Source organism: Streptomyces sp. JJ36, from assembly GCF_021696945.1.
Taxonomy (GTDB): domain Bacteria; phylum Actinomycetota; class Actinomycetes; order Streptomycetales; family Streptomycetaceae; genus Streptomyces.
Map to the genome: position 1 here is coordinate 91,969 of NZ_JACYHE010000004.1, position 14,321 is coordinate 106,289.

Sequence of the window (14,321 nt, forward strand, 5' to 3'; positions counted from 1 at the left end):
GCACACCACAAGAGGGCCTCGGTGCGGAACCGGCGCCCTCGGGATGGTGAACGGCCCTCGCCCGCGGGGCCGTCGAACCGGCCGCCGGCATCAGGCGCGGGCGTCCTCGCCAGGCGCCAGGCACCGGCGACCGTCACCGGCTCAGTCGAGCACGGCCATCGCGTCGATCTCGACCAGCAGGCCCGGCGGCAGACCGACATAGACCGTGGTGCGGGCGGCGGGCGGCGCGGCGAGCTCCTGCCCGGCGAAGTAGGCGTCGTAGACCTCGTTCATCTCGGCGAAGTGGCCGGTGTCGGTGAGGTAGACCCGCAGCATCACCACGTCGTCCCAGCCGGCGCCGCCCTCCCGGAGGACCGCGTGCACGTTGGCCAGCGTCTGCAGGAGCTGCTCCCGCAGCCCGGGCCCGGCCGGCACCGGCGTACCGCCCTGCTCGACGGGCAGGAAACCGACCTGCCCGGCCACCTGGAGGACGGGCCCCTTGCGCACGCCGTGCGAGAAACGGGCGGGCGGGGTGGTGTGACGCGGCGGGGTGACGGCGGTCTTCGCGGCCATGACGGTCTCTCCTGGGATACGGGAACGGGTGCGGGCGGTCAGCCGCCCGGGTCGGGGACGGGACGTCCCGAGTAGTCGGCGCTGACGGCCTCGGCCGTGCGGCGCACCAGCGGCAGCAGGGCGAGGAGGTCGTCCGCGGACACGACGACGTTGGGCGCGGACACGGACATGGCGGCCACCACCCGCCCGTCGGCACCCCGCACGGGGGCCGCCACGCAGTTGATGGACTCCTCGTGCCCGCCGAGGTCGCTGGCCCAGCCCTGCTCGCGCACGGTGGCCAGCTCGGAGAGGAAGGCGGCCGCGTGCGGCGTGGAACGGGCGGTGTAGCGGGGGTAGTCGAGCCGCTCGGCGACGGCGCGCCGCTCGGCCTCCGGCAGGTCGGCGAGGAGCAGCTTGGCCACGGCCGCGACGGTGATGGCCACGGGCTTGCCGATGCGGGAGTACATGCGCACCGGGTAGCGGCTCTCCACCTTGTCGATGTAGACCACCTCGTCGTCCTCGTAGACCGCGAGATGGACGGTGTGCCCGGTCTTCTCACCCAGCGCCGCCAGATGCGGGTGGGCGATCTCCCGCACGTCGAGGTTCTCGATCGCCTCCTGGGCGAGGGCGAACAGACGGGCGCCGAGCCGGTAGCGGTGATCCTGCTGGCGGTGCACGATGCCGTGCTCGTGCAGGGTGCGCAGCAGCCGCAGCGCGGTCGACTTGTGCACGCCGAGCCGCTGGGCCACCTGCTCCAGGTTCGCGGGGCCCTCCGCGAGCAGGGGCAGGATGCTCAGCGCTCGGTCGACGGTCTGGCTCATGGTGCGCTCGCCTTCTTCGTGGTCCAGCCGGGGCCGAGTCGCAGTGTGCCCCACTCCCCCGCGTGCAGCGCGGCCAGCCGGTCCGCGGACTCCCGGGCGGGCGGCCGGGCCAGGTCGCCGGGCACGGTCAGGGCGGCGGCGGCCAGCAGGTGCCCGTGCCGCAGCCGGTCCCGTACGGGCAGGCCGCGCAGGGTCGCGGAGAGGAAGCCGGCGGCGAACGCGTCCCCGGCCCCGACCTGCCCGACCACGTCGACCCGCGGCGCCGGCACCCGCCGCCCGTCCTCCGGGCCGCCGGTGAAGGCGGTGGCGCCGCGGGCGCCCTGCTTGACCACGAGCACCGCCGGCTCGGGCAGCGCCGCACGCAGCGCCTCCGGGCCGCCGCCCAGCCCCCAGGCGGCCTCCGCCTCGTCCTCACCGACGAAGACCAGGTCGCAGCCGCGGGCCAGCTCCAGCAGCACCCGGGCGGCGGCGGGCGTACGCCACAGGCTCGCCCGGTAGTTGACGTCGAAGGAGACCAGGGGCCGGCCGGGGCGGGGCGCGGTGAGCAGCCGGAGCAGTTCCAGGCAGTCGCCGGAGAGGGCCGCGGTGATGCCGGTGAGGTGCAGGACGCGGCCGGCGTCGGCGGCCGCCGTGTCCACCGTCCGCGGGGACATGGCGGAGGCGGCGGAGCCGGCCCGGTAGTAGGCCACCTCGGCGGTCCGCGCGCCGGGCGCGGGCTCGCCGTGTGCGGGCGCGGGGACCGCCGCGACGGCGGTGGGGCGCTCGCCGTCGGTACGGAAGTAGATGCCGGTGGGCCGCACGGGGTCCCTTCCGACCGCCCGGGTGTCGACGCCCGCCGCGGCGATCGTGCGGACCAGGTGGTCGCCGAAGCCGTCCGCGCCGACCCGGCTGATCCAGGCGGCGCGGTGCCCCAGCCCGGCGAGGGTGCAGGCGACGTTGGACTCCGCTCCCCCGATGGACCGCTCGAAGGCGGGCACGTCGGCGAGCCGCCCCGGCCGGCAGGGCAGAAACGTGACCATGGACTCGCCCAGGCAGACGACCTCCGGAGGGGCACCGGAATGCGCGGAGCCGGCAGTGCTGGCCAACGGTCGAGCGCTCCTTCCGCCACGGGTCGTGGGTGCTTCCGCACCCGGGCGCCGGTGTCCGAGGATCCATTGACCGGCCGTTCGCCGGGATGCTAGACAGCAGCAAGCGTCATGCGCAATGACGGTTGCATATAACGCAACTGAGCTCAGGGAGTCGCCTTGTCCCCCGCCGATCCGCCCGCCGCCCCGTCCGCCGACCCCTCCGCCGGCCCGTCCGCCCTGCCGGGCCTCGCGGACGAGGTGGTCGACCACCGCTTCAAGGGCCTGCCCCCGGACGCGGACGGCCGTAGGGTCGGCGCGCTCGCCGCCGAGCGCCGCGACCTCTTCACCGGCGGCTTCACCACCCCCGTACTGGCGCTCTCCGCCGCGGACGTCGAGCACAACCTGCGGCAGCTCGAGGAGTTCGCCGAGCGCCACCACCTCGCCTTCGCCCCGCACGGCAAGACCTCCATGGCCCCCCGGCTCTTCGCCCGCCAGCTCGACCACGGCGCCTGGGGCATCACGGTGGCCGTGCCGCACCAGGCCCGGGTCTGCCGCGCCTTCGGCGTGCAGCGGATCTTCCTGGCCAACGAGCTGGTGGACGCGGCGGCACTGCACTGGCTCGCCGCCGAGCAGGACGCCGACCCCGACTTCCGCTTCGTCTGCTACGTGGACTCCGTACGCGGCGTCGCACTGATGGACGCCGCGCTGCACGCCGCCCAGGCCGCCCGGCCGGTGGACGTGGTGATCGAACTGGCCGCGGGCGAGGGCGCCCGTACCGGCGCCCGCACCGAACAGGAGTGCGCCGCACTGGCCGACGCGGTGACCGAGGCGCGCCACCTGCGGCTGGTCGGCGTCGCCGGCTACGAGGGCGAGGTGCCGGAGGCCGACACCGCCCGCGTCACCGCCTGGCTGCGCCGCCTGGTCGCGCTGGCCGAGGCGCTGGACCGCACCGGCCGGTTCGACCCGGACGTCTCGGAGATCGTGCTCAGCGCGGGCGGCAGCGCCTGGTTCGATGCGGTGGCCGAGGTCTTCACCGGTCTGCCCGAGCTCTCCCGGCCGGTGCTGCCGCTGCTGCGCTCCGGTGCGTACGTCTCGCACGACGAGGGGCACTACCGGAAGCTGACCCCCTTCAACCGGGTGCCGCAGGAGGGCAGCCTGCGGCCCGCCTTCACACTCTGGACGCAGGTCGTCTCCCGGCCGGACCCCCGGCAGGCGTTCCTCAACGCCGGGAAGCGGGACGCCGCGTACGACCTGCACCTGCCGCAGCCGCGGGTGGTGCGCTCCGCGCGTGACGGCGTGGTGCGGCCGGCGACCGGGATCGAGGTCGTGAAGCTCTCCGACCAGCACGCCTGGCTGGAGACCTCGCCGGAGGCGGAGCTGGAGGTCGGCGACTGGGTCGGGCTGGGGCTCTCCCATCCGTGCACCATCTTCGACAAGTGGCAGATGATCCCGCTCGTCGAGGAGGACGGCACGGTCACCGACTACGTCCGCACCTTCTTCTGAGACGGCCGGCCGTCCCGAGCGCCCTCCCCGGGACGGGCGGGACGGCCGCACGCGGCACGGGCAGCACACGCCGGCACGGGCCGGCGCGGGGAGGGAGGCAGTGCACGCATGGACACCGCGTTCCGGGGAGCCCTGGTCGTGGACGGCTCCGGCCGGCCCGCGTACCGCGCCGACGTCGGCCTCGCCGGCGGCCGGATCGCCGCCGTCCGCCCGGTCGCGGACGGCGGCCCGCGGCTCACCGCCCGGCACACCCTGGACGCCGACGGGCTCGCCCTCGCGCCCGGCTTCATCGACATGCACGCCCACAGCGACCTGGCACTGCTTCGCGACCCGGACCACTCCGCGAAGGCCGCCCAGGGCGTCACCCTGGAGGTGCTCGGTCAGGACGGCCTCTCCTACGCCCCGGTGGACGACCGCACCCGGGAGGAGGTGCGCCGCGCGATCACCGGCTGGAACGGCGACGGCACGGACCTCGACCTGGACTGGCGCACCGTCGGGGAGTACCTGGACCGGCTGGACCGCGGCGTCGCCGTCAACGCCGCCTACCTCGTGCCGCAGGGCACCGTGCGGATGCTCGTGCTCGGCTGGGAGGACCGGCCCGCCCGCCCGGCGGAGCTGGACCGGATGCGGCACCTGGTCGCCGAGGGCCTGGAGCAGGGCGCGGTGGGGCTCTCCTCGGGCCTGACCTACGCCCCGGGGATGTACGCGGACACCGCCGAACTCACCGCGCTCTGCCGGGTCGTCGCCCGCTACGGCGGCTACTACTGCCCGCACCACCGCTCGTACGGCGCGGGCGCCCTGGCGGCGTACGCGGAGATGCTCGACGTGACCCGGGAGGCCGGCTGCGCGCTCCATCTCGCCCACGCCACCCTGAACTTCGGCGTGAACGCGGGCCGCGCACCCGAACTGCTGGCCCTGCTCGACACCGCGCTCGCCGACGGCGCCGACGTCTCCCTGGACACCTACCCCTACACCCCGGGCTGCACCACGCTGGCCGCGCTGTTGCCGAGCTGGGCCAGCGAGGGCGGCCCGGAGGCGGTGCTCGCGCGGCTCGCGGAGGACGACACCGCCGCCCGCATCCGGCACACGCTGGAGGTGACGGGCTCGGACGGCTGCCACGGGGTGCCGGTCGACTGGGACACCGTGGAGATCGCCGGGGTCGCGGAACCGTCGCTGGCCGCGCTGGTGGGCCGTACGGTCGCCGCGGCGGCCCGGGACCGGGGCGAGGAACCGTTCACCACGGCGCGGCGGCTGCTCCGCGCGGACCGGCTCGGCACCACCATCCTCCAGCACGTCGGCCACGAGGAGAACGTCCGCGCGATCATGCGGCACCCCGCACACACCGGCGGCAGCGACGGCATCCTCCAGGGCGCCAAGCCGCACCCGCGCGCGTACGGCACCTTCCCGCGCTACCTGGGGCACTACGTCCGGGAGACGGGCGTCCTCTCCCTGGAGGAGTGCGTGGCCCGGCTGACCGGCCGCCCGGCGGCCCGGCTACGGCTGCCGGACCGGGGGCTGGTGCGCGAGGGCCACCGGGCCGACCTGGTGCTCTTCGACCCGCACACGGTGGCGGACCGCGCCACCTTCGCCGCACCCCGCACGCCCCCGGCCGGCATCCCGCACGTGCTCATCGACGGCCGCTTCGTCCTCCGCGACGGCCACCGCACCGACGTCCTCGCCGGCCGCTCCGTCCGCCGCACCGCGTGACCGCGGAACTCGGCCTCAGCGGGCGGCCTTGAGGCCGTCCACGAAGGCCGCCCAGGACGCCGACGGCAGCACCAGGACCGGCCCGCCGGGCACCTTGCTGTCACGTACGGGGACGACGCCGGGGAACCCGTCGGCCACCTCCACGCAGTCGCCCCCGGCCTGATTGCTGTAGCTGCTCTTGCGCCAGGCGGCGCCGCGCAGCGCGGGACGGGATACTCGCTCCACGGTACTTCCCCTCCAAGGCGGACCGGATCATGTCCTTTGACATGTCCGGGGGCAGAGCGGCTGCCCGGAGCCGATCGTAGATGACTGCGTGTCGCCTGACCTCCGTCGGTTCTTCGAGAAGGTAGCCGTACTCCGAGCCCTCCATGTAAGCGACCTCGGTGTCGTCCGGCAACGTCAGCAGCGTGAGTGAGCCACCGAGGGAACCGTGCTCACCCTGGCCGAAAGGCAATACCTGCAAGGTGACCTGGCGCCTCTGAGCGGCCTCCAGTAGTCGCCTCAGCTGAGCACGCATTCCGGCCTGCCCACCGACCGGACGCATCAGTACCGATTCGTCGAGGACGACCCACAACTCGGTGTGTGCGGCAGCGGCCAACTGCCGCTGCCGTTCCATGCGTGCGGTGAGGCGCTCTTCCAGCTTCGCCCTGTCCTCATGTTCCGGGTAGACGCTCAACAGGGCCCGGGCGTAGCCCTCGGTCTGCACAAGACCGGGCACCACATGAGCCGCGTACTGTCGGATGCGCACTGCCCGTGCCGAGTACTCCATGAACTTCTGCGACCAGTCGGGGAACGCCTCGCGGTAGACGTACGGCCACAGGTCGATCAGCAGCCCGTCCGCCTCCAGCACCTCATCCAGAGCCCGCGCGAGCTCCCGCGTCGGGCGCGCTCCGGAGCACCGCTCCACCTGGGTGATCCGGGTGCTTACCACATGCGTCCTCGCGCCCAGCTCGGCCTGTGTCAGCCCGGCGGCCGTCCGCAGTCTGCGCACACGATTGCCGAAGAGCGCCGCCATCGAAGAAGTGGGGTCGATTTCCTTGGCCATGGGCTGACTTCGACTCCTTACCGCCGGAACGTTTAGCGCTGACCCTCTTTCCAGGATACGTCCGGGAACCGATTCTCGACCACGGAACGTCACAACCCACTCACCAGGCGGAATCGTGCACCAGATCGACCCCACCACCGGATGGACGACACCCGTGCTCCAGAGCACCACCATGCCCGGCGACGGCCCGAGCGCGGCCGCACGTGGCGGCGCTCGACCGCACGCCGAACGGCACACCTTCGCCATGCGGTTCACCTCGTCGCCGCGGGGCTCCCGGCTCGCCCGGCGGCTGGCGGTGCAGCGCCTGGACGAGTGGGGGCACTCCCCCGACTCGGAGACGTCCTGCACCGCCGCCTCGATCGTGGGAGAGCTCACCGCGAACGCCGTTCACCACGGCCGGGTCCCCGGGCGGGAGTTCGCGCTCCACCTTGCCTGCACACCCGGCGGCGTGCTCCGCATCGAGGTGGCCGACGCCAACCCGACGCGCCCTCCGGCCCACCCGGCGCCGGCCGGGCTCGAGGACGAGTGCGGCCGCGGCCTGCTCCTGGTCGACCGCCTCGCCGACCGCTGGGGCTCCGCCCCGCGCGACCCGATCGGCAAGACGGTATGGGCGGAGCTGGAGACGGCCTCTTCTTCTCGTCACGACGCCACCGAAACGAGCCAGCCGGGACCAGAATGCGCGGACTGAAGGACCTGAAGAGACCGTTGCTGCACACCGGCCACGCTGGCCCCGGCGAGGAGAAGGGGCTGGTCAAACTGTTGGAGAACTACGTCCGCACTGGCGGACCGCCACCGAGGCGCCACAGTAGGCTACGGAGTGACCAGACGCCGCAACACACCATGTACCGGGGAGAAGGGCCAGCATGGGGCAGGCCGCCAAGGCACCGTCGGGGACCAGGGACTTCCTGGCTGACGAAGTGCGCCGCCGGAAGGCAGCGTTCGACACACTCTCCCAGGTCTTCGAGAGCTTCGGGTTCGACCCACTGGAGACACCGGCTTTCGAGAACCTGGACGTCATCACCGGCAAGTACGGCGAAGAGGCGTCGAAACTCATCTTCAAGATCCTCAAGCGGGGGGTACACGAAGCCTCCGGGCAGCCCGACCTCGCACTGCGGTACGACCACACCGTGCCCCCTCGCCCGCCTCATCGGCGCTCACGGCGCCAAGCTGCCGACGCCCTACAAGCGGTACGCCATCGGACCGGTATGGCGCGCAGACCGCCCGCAAGAGGGCCGCTTCCGGGAGTTCGTGCAGTGCGACATCGACACCGTGGGATCGCACTCGCCACTCGCCGACGCGGAGATCGTCCTCGCGGTGGCGCGGTGCCTCGACGCCTTGGGCGTACACGATTTCACGTTCATGGTGAACTCTCGCAGGGCGCTGTACGCAGTCCCGGGTTCCCTTGGCGGACGCGGCTGAACGCGTACGCGACTTGCTGGAGCGGCCCTCGCAGTGACCTGGCGTAGGGCCGTCCGAGCAGCGGCCAGGCCGGATGCTCTGCGCTGCCGGGGACGATGTAGAGGCTCCTAGCCTTTCCGCGCGATCGGACAGCCCGCGGACGGCTCCTCGGCTACGGAGTGCAGGTCGTGGGCGACAGTCCGTCCTTCGTCACAGACCGTGTCTGGTGGGACAAGTGGGCGGTGGCCTGACATGCCGGAGCCCTCTGGGGGGCTCCGGGGGCCACTGCCGCCATGTCGCTTCGGCGGAGGATCCAGTTGCCTGGTTCCGACCTGATCCCGGCAGCCCTCCAGAGGGCTCCACGCCAACTCAACGTCACGGGGAGAATACCCTCCCGAGGACCCATGCAGTGTTCTCGCCACGAACCCTCGCATGATCACCCGGCAGGACCACCCGGTGCCGAAGAGCCGGGCCCCGGGGTCAGGCCCGGCACGATCGGTGCGGAGGTGAGGCGGTTGCCGGCTTGGTGCGTCCCGGGCGGGGCCCGCGCCGGCCCCGCGCAAGAACGGAACCGTCCCGTATCCAGCTCCCGAGCATCGACAGCCATGTGATCAGTGCACCTCGGCCCCCCGGGGAGTGGTTCGGGCGTAGGTCATGTGAGGTGCCCGAGGAGGACGGTGGTCGTCATGGGCGGCCCCGCGTCGTCGCCCTCGCCGTCGTCACGGATGGTCTTCACGGCGGCGACGGTGAACCCGGCCTCGGCGAGGAGCTTCTCCCACACCGGGGTGCCGAGGACCCATCGCTCCATGGTGGTGGGCGTTCCGTCGGCAGCGCGGGCCGTGATGCGCGCGGGGCGCACGTCCGTCTCGGGTGGGCTGCCGTCACGGTACCGGGCGAGCGTGGCGATCAGGAGCCTGCCGCCGGGCCGCAGGGCGGCCGCGACGGCCGGTAGCAGTAGGCGCGGGTCGGTGAAGTCGCACGCGCCGAACGCGGAGTAGCACACGTCCGCGCCGCCGGGGTGCTGTCGCAGGTAGGCGGTGGCGTCGGACTGGACGGGGACGAGTCGGGGAATGTGCCCGTACCGGGCGCGGGCGCGTTCGTGCTGAGACGGTGAGGCGTCGACGGCGATGACGCGCGCCGGGGCGAGGCGTTCGGCGAGGTGTGCGGCCTGACGGCCGCTGCCGGCGCCGAGGTCGAGGACGACACGGCCGGTGACGTCGCCCAGGAGCTCGGCGCCGGGTCCGGTGCGCTGGTACCAGTCCCAGTACAGGCGGCCGGTAGCCCCTCGGCGCCGATCGCGGGAGAATCGGCCGGCGCCGTAGCCGTGCCACAAGTCGGAGTCTGCGGGTGGGGCAGGTGTCACCCGCCCCATCCTGCTGCGCCGTCACACGCAGGTGGGGCCCTTTTCGGGAGTACACCCGTACGTGCAACCCGGTCTCGCGCCGACGACCCCCGCCCAGGGGTGGGGGAAGGCGGGGGCTGGCTTCGATGCAGGGACGGTCAGTGACCGTCCTCCCCAGGGCGGCAGGGCGTGCACTTGGAGCGGTCGGCCGGAGGCTGCACGAGGAGCAGTTTGCTACCGCGGAGCGACGGGGCCGCATGCACACGGACCTGGCGCGGACCTGGTGGCAATGGGGCAAGCCGGAGCAGACCGCAGAGGCGCTGCGCGCGGCCGTACGGGTATCACCCGGGGAGGTGCGTGATCGCCCCTCCATCCGCCTCATCGTGACCGAACTGGACAAGCGTCACGGCCACGTGCCGGGTGTGCGGCAGTTGGCCGCCGTTGCCCGGCCGCCCGGTGACCGCTGATGGTTCCCGTCTGCTGAGGGGAGGGCGCCGCTGCCGCACCGAAGGGCTCCGCGCCTGTGATTCGTGACGAGGCTCTCCGCATCCGGATGGTTCGCCATGCGGTGAGCGGGGCCGGGGGCCCGCATTGCCTTTCCTATCGAAAGACGATAGATTTCGATCGTTGATCGAGTGAGGGAGTGGCGATGGGGAAGCTGACGGTGCTGGCGTTGCGTGCCGTGATCGCGGTGTTGCTGGCCGGCTCGGTGTTCTGCCAGACGGTGATGGCCGCGCTGCTGGCCGGCGATCTGAAGGACAGCCCGCTGGCGGACCGCGCCGTGCCGATCCTCGTGATCGTGTTCCTCGGCGTCGTGACGGCTCAGATCGTCCTGGTGTGCGTGTGGCGGTTGGTGACGATGGTGCGACAGGGGACCGTGTTCTCCCACGACGCCTTCTGGTACGTACACCTGGTGATCGGCGCCTTCACCGCCGCGGCGCTCCTGGTGTGCGCGCTCGGCGTCGTCCTGGCGCCCGGCGAGGCCGTGGCCCCCGGCATCGTGCTGCTGCTGGGCGGCGTCGCCCTCGCGGTCTTCGGGGTCGCGCTGATCGTGCTCGTGCTGCGGATGCTGCTCGCGCAGGCCGTCGCACGCGACGTGGAGGCGTCGCAGATGCGGGCCGAACTGGCCGAGGTGATCTGATGCCGATCGTCGTCGACATCGACGTGATGCTGGCCAGACGGAAGATGTCCGTCGGCGAGCTGGCGGATCGTGTGGGCATCACTCCCGCCAACCTGGCGGTGCTCAAGAACGGCCGCGCCAAGGCGGTCCGTTTCTCGACGCTCGCCGCCCTCTGCGAGGTGCTCGAGTGCCAGCCGGGGGACCTGCTGCGCTGGGAAGCCGAGGACCTGGCGGACGCAGTCGCCTCCGAGGGGCACCGCTAGGACGGCGCCCGGTCGGCCACCGGGAGCGGACCCGTGCCCGCACCGGCCCCCCTCCGCCCGAAGGCGACGAGGTCCGGGCGACGACCCCGCCACGCCGTCGGGCCCGGACTCCCACGCCCGCGCCCGGCGCGCTCCCGGCCCGGCGGGCACACGCCCGGCCCGGCGGGCGGCATCCCGTGGGGGATGCCGCCCGGCGGGCGGCATCCCCCACGCACTCGCGGGCCACCGCCGCGTGCCCACAACGGACCCCAGGAAACACCTCATGAAGCAAGCCGACATCTCCCCTCCGCTCGGTGCCACGACACGCACCGACGTCCTGGTGGTCGGGGCCGGGCTGGCCGGTCTGCACACCGCCACCCTGCTGGCCCGGCAGGGCCACGACGTGATCCTGGCCGAACGGCGCACGAGTCTCGCCGCCGCCGTCCGCACCACCGGGATCTTCGTACGGAAGACTCTCGACGACTTCCCGCTGCCCGCCGAGCATCTCGGGCCGGCCATCCGGCGCGTGGTGCTCTACCCGCCCAGCCGTCGCCGCCCGGTGGACCTGGTCAGCCCCCGCGACGAGTACCGGGTGGGCGACATGGCGCCGCTCTACACGGCGGCGGCCGAGGCCGCGCGCGCCGCCGGGGTGCGGACGGCCCTGGGCACCCGTTATGCGGGCCGGCAGGGCGGCACCTTCCACCTGGCCGGCCGCGACGGGCCCACGACGGTGCGGGCCCGGTTCGTCGTCGGGGCCGACGGCGCCCGTTCCACCGTCGCCCGCGACCTCGGGCTGGACCGCAACCACCACCTGCTGATCGGGGCGGAGGAGGTCTTCGCGCTGCCCGGGAGCGACGAACCGCCCACCTTCCACTGCGTCCTCGACCCCGCGCTCGCCCCCGGCTACCTGGCCTGGGTGGTCAACGACGGGCGGCACGCCCATGTCGGCGTCGCGGGGTACGCCGACCGCTTCCCGGACGGGCTCCGCCGGGCCCTGGCGCGGTTCGGCGCCACGGCACCGGGTCTGGCCGGCGTGGACCGTCCCGCATCGGTGGAGCGGCGCGGCGGTCCCATACCCGTCGGCGGCATGCTGCGCCGGATCAGTTGCCCCGACGGGCTGCTGGTGGGCGACGCGGCCGGCGCGGTCTCCCCGCTCACCGCGGGCGGACTCGACCCGTGCCTGCGCTTGTCGGAGCAGGCGGCCGGCGTCCTCGACGACGCGCTGCGGGCCGGGAGTCCGGACCCGCTGTCCGCCTACGACGGGGCGGCGTTGCGGGCCCGCTTCCGGGGACGGCTCACGCTGCGCCGGGGCCTGGCCCACGTACGGACGCCGGCTGCCGCCACGGCGGCGTTCGCGCTGCTGCGCACGCCGTTCGGCCGGGCCGCGGCCGGCCGCATCCTCTTCGGCGACAGGTCGTTCCCCGAGCCCGCCCCGCAGTGACCCCGCCCGACACGCTGCCGGGCGCGCGGCGCGAGGGCGGCTCCGGCCGGATGCCGCGCCGCACGGGCCCGCCGTACGCCCCGGAGACGAGCCCGGCGACCCGGGAGCGGCACGGTGCGGCACGGCACCGGCTGCGCCCGCCCGAGGGTGGATTCAGGCGTGCTGGTACGCGACCAGGGAGATCCCGACGAAGTGGACCACGAAGGCGGCCGGTGTGAGGTTTCTCCCGGGATGACACCGGGACGTCCCTTGGTCTTGCACCAGCGATCCCGGGCGCTCACGAGACAGGCGAAAGCCCTCCGGGGGCTCCGGGGGCCGCTGCCGCCGTGTCGCTTCGGCGGAGGATCCAGTCGCCTGGTTCCGACCTGATCCCGGCAGCCCTCCGGAGGGTTCCGTGCGCACTCGGCGCCACCGGCAGGCTACGCGCTGCCATGAAGGGGCGTGCGGGAGGAGAACGGCGTGCGGGGCCGCTCAGCGGCCCGCCGCTCGCGTACGGCGCGGGTAGGGGTGCCAGCCCACGGTGCTCACGGAGAAGCCGAGGGGCTCCGGCAGCGCCATCTCCTGGCCGAAGACCCCCTTGTCCGTCTCGACGTACTGGCTGCCGTCGAGTCGCAGGACGTGCCAGGTGGCGTCGTTGGGATCGACGATCACGTAGACGGGGATACCGGCGGCGGCGTAGCGGAGCCGCTTGTCGTCCCAGTCTCTCTTGATCGCCGTGGGTGTCGTGGAGACCGTCTCCACGACGCCGAGGACGATCTGCGGGGGCCAGTCGGCTTCGGCGTCATCGGCCGGCAGGTCCTCCGACCGGATGATCACCGCGTCCGCACGGGGGCGGTAGTCGTCTGCGATCATCAGTCCGCGCTCTGCCCAGGCCTCGAAGGGCTCGGGCGTGTGCCGGACCAGGCTGCGCCCCGGCAGGTCGTGCACATGCCCGGGGTTGGCCTGCATGACGAGCTCGCCGTCCAGGAGTTCGACCCGGAGTCCGTCCGGGACGTCCATGTCGTGCCAGGCACGGATGAGCGCGTGGGTGCTGTTCACATCGCCTCCCGCAGGGGACCGCCGCTGCTCTCAGGATATGTCGCAGCCGGCTCAGGCGTGCTGGTAGGCGACCAGGGAGATCCCGACGTAGTGGACGACGAAGGCGGCCAGCGTGAAGGAGTGGAAGACCTCGTGGAAGCCGAACCAGCGCGGTGACGGGTTCGGGCGCTTGATGCCGTAGATGATGCCGCCGGCGCTGTAGAGCAGGCCGCCGGCGACCACCAGGACGAGTACCGCGACGCCGCCGGCCCGCAGGAACTCCGGGAGGAAGAAGACGGCGGCCCAGCCCATGGCGATGTAGCACGGGGTGTAGAGCCAGCGGGGCGCGCCGACCCAGAGGACGCGGAAGGCGATGCCGGCGAGCGCGGCGGCCCAGATGCCCCACAGCAGCAGGTCCCGGCGGCCGCCGTCGAGCAGCAGGATGGTCAGCGGCGTGTAGGTGCCGGCGATGATCAGGAAGATGTTGGCGTGGTCGAGCCGCCGCAGCACGGCCTCGGCGCGCGGGCCCCAGTCGCCGCGGTGGTAGAGGGCGCTGGTGCCGAAGAGCAGGCAGGCGGTGAGGGTGTAGACGGCGCAGGCGACACGGCCGCGGTCGCTCTCCGCGAGGGCGGTCAGGATCAGGCCGGCGGCCAGCACCGCGGGGAACATGCCCGCGTGCAGCCAGCCGCGCAGCAGCGGCTTGACGGGGAACGGCAGATGCGCGGCGCGGGCGGCCCTCGCGAGCCTGCCTGTGCCGCCGGGCGCCTCCTCGGGCCCCTCTGCGCCCTCCGGTCTGCCGGCCGGGGCCTCCGGCGCGGCCTCGGCGGAGGCGCCGGTCTCTCCGGCGCCCCGGGAGGGGTCGGTGACGTCGTGCTGCCCCGCGGCGCGCGGGGCGTCGGTCGCGGTGTCCGGCTCGCTCGGGACGGCAGTCATATGGACAGGCTACTCATCTTCCCTACGCGTCCGTAGGTTCGACCCCCGGTAACAAGTGGCGATGCTCACCTGAGCGCCCCTCTGGACACATGCGGCCGCAGGAGCCATGATCAGATGAGCGTGGTCGGCACCGGATGAGCGTAGCCACGAATGC

Annotated in this window: 15 protein-coding genes and 2 pseudogenes; 9 read left to right on the plus strand and 8 right to left on the minus strand. The window is 73.4% G+C overall.

The annotated features are described in order from the left end of the window. Nucleotides 1-141 precede the first annotated feature (141 nt). The 3 genes from HOY81_RS02860 to HOY81_RS02870 are packed head-to-tail and all read right to left on the minus strand — an operon-like array spanning nt 142 to nt 2,437. A complete protein-coding gene (locus tag HOY81_RS02860; protein WP_237317702.1) occupies nt 142-552 on the minus strand; it encodes a RidA family protein in 411 nt (136 codons plus the stop codon). Nucleotides 553-590: 38 nt separating this feature from the next. Further along, complete coding sequence (locus tag HOY81_RS02865) at nt 591-1,352, minus strand: IclR family transcriptional regulator (RefSeq protein ID WP_237317704.1); 762 nt, start codon at nt 1,350-1,352, stop codon at nt 591-593. Then, on the minus strand, nt 1,349-2,437 hold the full coding sequence (locus HOY81_RS02870) for a sugar kinase (RefSeq protein ID WP_272892273.1): 1,089 nt from the start codon (nt 2,435-2,437) through the stop codon (nt 1,349-1,351). Before HOY81_RS02870 ends, HOY81_RS02865 begins: the two co-directional genes overlap by 4 nt. 219 nt (nt 2,438-2,656) lie before the next feature. On the opposite strand from HOY81_RS02870, the gene HOY81_RS02875 reads away from it, so the two are divergent. Both HOY81_RS02875 and HOY81_RS02880 read left to right on the plus strand, forming a co-directional pair. Beyond that, nucleotides 2,657-3,922, plus strand: a complete 1,266-nt coding sequence (locus tag HOY81_RS02875) for an amino acid deaminase (RefSeq protein WP_237317815.1) — start codon at nt 2,657-2,659, stop codon at nt 3,920-3,922. Nucleotides 3,923-4,030: 108 nt separating this feature from the next. Next, a complete protein-coding gene (locus tag HOY81_RS02880) occupies nt 4,031-5,629 on the plus strand; it encodes an amidohydrolase family protein (RefSeq protein ID WP_237317706.1) in 1,599 nt (532 codons plus the stop codon). Nucleotides 5,630-5,644: 15 nt separating this feature from the next. On the opposite strand, the gene HOY81_RS02885 is transcribed toward HOY81_RS02880, so the two are convergent. Both HOY81_RS02885 and HOY81_RS02890 read right to left on the minus strand, forming a co-directional pair. Next, complete coding sequence (locus tag HOY81_RS02885) at nt 5,645-5,767, minus strand: DUF397 domain-containing protein (RefSeq protein ID WP_237317708.1); 123 nt, start codon at nt 5,765-5,767, stop codon at nt 5,645-5,647. Next, nucleotides 5,730-6,644 (minus strand): helix-turn-helix transcriptional regulator, encoded by a 915-nt coding sequence (locus HOY81_RS02890; RefSeq protein ID WP_237317817.1) that lies wholly within the window; start codon nt 6,642-6,644, stop codon nt 5,730-5,732. The genes HOY81_RS02885 and HOY81_RS02890 overlap by 38 nt, the downstream gene beginning before the upstream one ends. Nucleotides 6,645-6,789: 145 nt before the next feature. Here HOY81_RS02890 and HOY81_RS02895 point away from each other — a divergent pair, with 145 nt between their 5' ends. The 3 genes and pseudogenes from HOY81_RS02895 to HOY81_RS27255 all read left to right on the plus strand — a co-directional run bounded on the left by HOY81_RS02895 (nt 6,790) and on the right by HOY81_RS27255 (nt 8,093). Further along, nucleotides 6,790-7,362, plus strand: a complete 573-nt coding sequence (locus HOY81_RS02895; RefSeq protein ID WP_237317711.1) for an ATP-binding protein — start codon at nt 6,790-6,792, stop codon at nt 7,360-7,362. Between the two features lie 175 nt (nt 7,363-7,537). Then, a pseudogene (locus HOY81_RS27250) lies at nt 7,538-7,741 on the plus strand (ATP phosphoribosyltransferase regulatory subunit); the annotation flags it as partial. A gap of 127 nt (nt 7,742-7,868) precedes the next feature. Beyond that, on the plus strand, nt 7,869-8,093 hold the full coding sequence (locus tag HOY81_RS27255) for an ATP phosphoribosyltransferase regulatory subunit (RefSeq protein ID WP_308340944.1): 225 nt from the start codon (nt 7,869-7,871) through the stop codon (nt 8,091-8,093). 631 nt (nt 8,094-8,724) lie between these two features. On the opposite strand, the gene HOY81_RS02905 is transcribed toward HOY81_RS27255, so the two are convergent. Then, a complete protein-coding gene (locus tag HOY81_RS02905; protein ID WP_237317713.1) occupies nt 8,725-9,435 on the minus strand; it encodes a class I SAM-dependent methyltransferase in 711 nt (236 codons plus the stop codon). 161 nt (nt 9,436-9,596) lie between these two features. Between HOY81_RS02905 and HOY81_RS02910 the strand changes: the two are divergent. The 4 genes and pseudogenes from HOY81_RS02910 to HOY81_RS02925 form a co-directional block, all read left to right on the plus strand. Then, a pseudogene (locus tag HOY81_RS02910) lies at nt 9,597-9,881 on the plus strand (transcriptional regulator); the annotation flags it as partial. A 182-nt stretch (nt 9,882-10,063) separates the two neighbouring features. Next, on the plus strand, nt 10,064-10,555 hold the full coding sequence (locus HOY81_RS02915; protein ID WP_237317715.1) for a DUF2975 domain-containing protein: 492 nt from the start codon (nt 10,064-10,066) through the stop codon (nt 10,553-10,555). Next, nucleotides 10,555-10,797, plus strand: coding sequence for a helix-turn-helix transcriptional regulator (locus tag HOY81_RS02920; protein ID WP_237317718.1), 243 nt, complete (start codon nt 10,555-10,557; stop codon nt 10,795-10,797). The genes HOY81_RS02915 and HOY81_RS02920 overlap by 1 nt, the downstream gene beginning before the upstream one ends. Before the next feature lie 262 nt (nt 10,798-11,059). Further along, complete coding sequence (locus tag HOY81_RS02925; protein ID WP_237317720.1) at nt 11,060-12,217, plus strand: NAD(P)/FAD-dependent oxidoreductase; 1,158 nt, start codon at nt 11,060-11,062, stop codon at nt 12,215-12,217. A gap of 471 nt (nt 12,218-12,688) precedes the next feature. Here HOY81_RS02925 and HOY81_RS02930 read toward each other — a convergent pair whose 3' ends face one another. Together HOY81_RS02930 and HOY81_RS02935 are read right to left on the minus strand one after the other, a co-directional pair. Further along, nucleotides 12,689-13,255 carry a Uma2 family endonuclease gene (locus HOY81_RS02930; protein ID WP_237317722.1) on the minus strand — a complete coding sequence of 189 codons (567 nt, stop codon included), beginning with the start codon at nt 13,253-13,255 and terminating at the stop codon, nt 12,689-12,691. A 51-nt stretch (nt 13,256-13,306) separates the two neighbouring features. Next, a complete protein-coding gene (locus tag HOY81_RS02935; protein ID WP_237317819.1) occupies nt 13,307-13,903 on the minus strand; it encodes a hemolysin III family protein in 597 nt (198 codons plus the stop codon). Nucleotides 13,904-14,321: the final 418 nt, after the last annotated feature.

What these genes read in the sequence shown, in the direction of transcription:
- HOY81_RS02890 (WP_237317817.1), bottom strand. Translation starts at nt 6,644, where the DNA reads ATGGCGGCGCTCTTCGGCAATCGTGTGCGCAGACTGCGGACGGCCGCC.
- HOY81_RS02865 (WP_237317704.1), bottom strand. Translation starts at nt 1,352, where the DNA reads ATGAGCCAGACCGTCGACCGAGCGCTGAGCATCCTGCCCCTGCTCGCG.
- HOY81_RS02935 (WP_237317819.1), bottom strand. Translation starts at nt 13,903, where the DNA reads ATGTTCCCCGCGGTGCTGGCCGCCGGCCTGATCCTGACCGCCCTCGCG.
- HOY81_RS02915 (WP_237317715.1), top strand. Translation starts at nt 10,064, where the DNA reads ATGGGGAAGCTGACGGTGCTGGCGTTGCGTGCCGTGATCGCGGTGTTG.
- HOY81_RS02860 (WP_237317702.1), bottom strand. Translation starts at nt 552, where the DNA reads ATGGCCGCGAAGACCGCCGTCACCCCGCCGCGTCACACCACCCCGCCC.
- HOY81_RS02880 (WP_237317706.1), top strand. Translation starts at nt 4,031, where the DNA reads ATGGACACCGCGTTCCGGGGAGCCCTGGTCGTGGACGGCTCCGGCCGG.
- HOY81_RS02925 (WP_237317720.1), top strand. Translation starts at nt 11,060, where the DNA reads ATGAAGCAAGCCGACATCTCCCCTCCGCTCGGTGCCACGACACGCACC.
- HOY81_RS02920 (WP_237317718.1), top strand. Translation starts at nt 10,555, where the DNA reads ATGCCGATCGTCGTCGACATCGACGTGATGCTGGCCAGACGGAAGATG.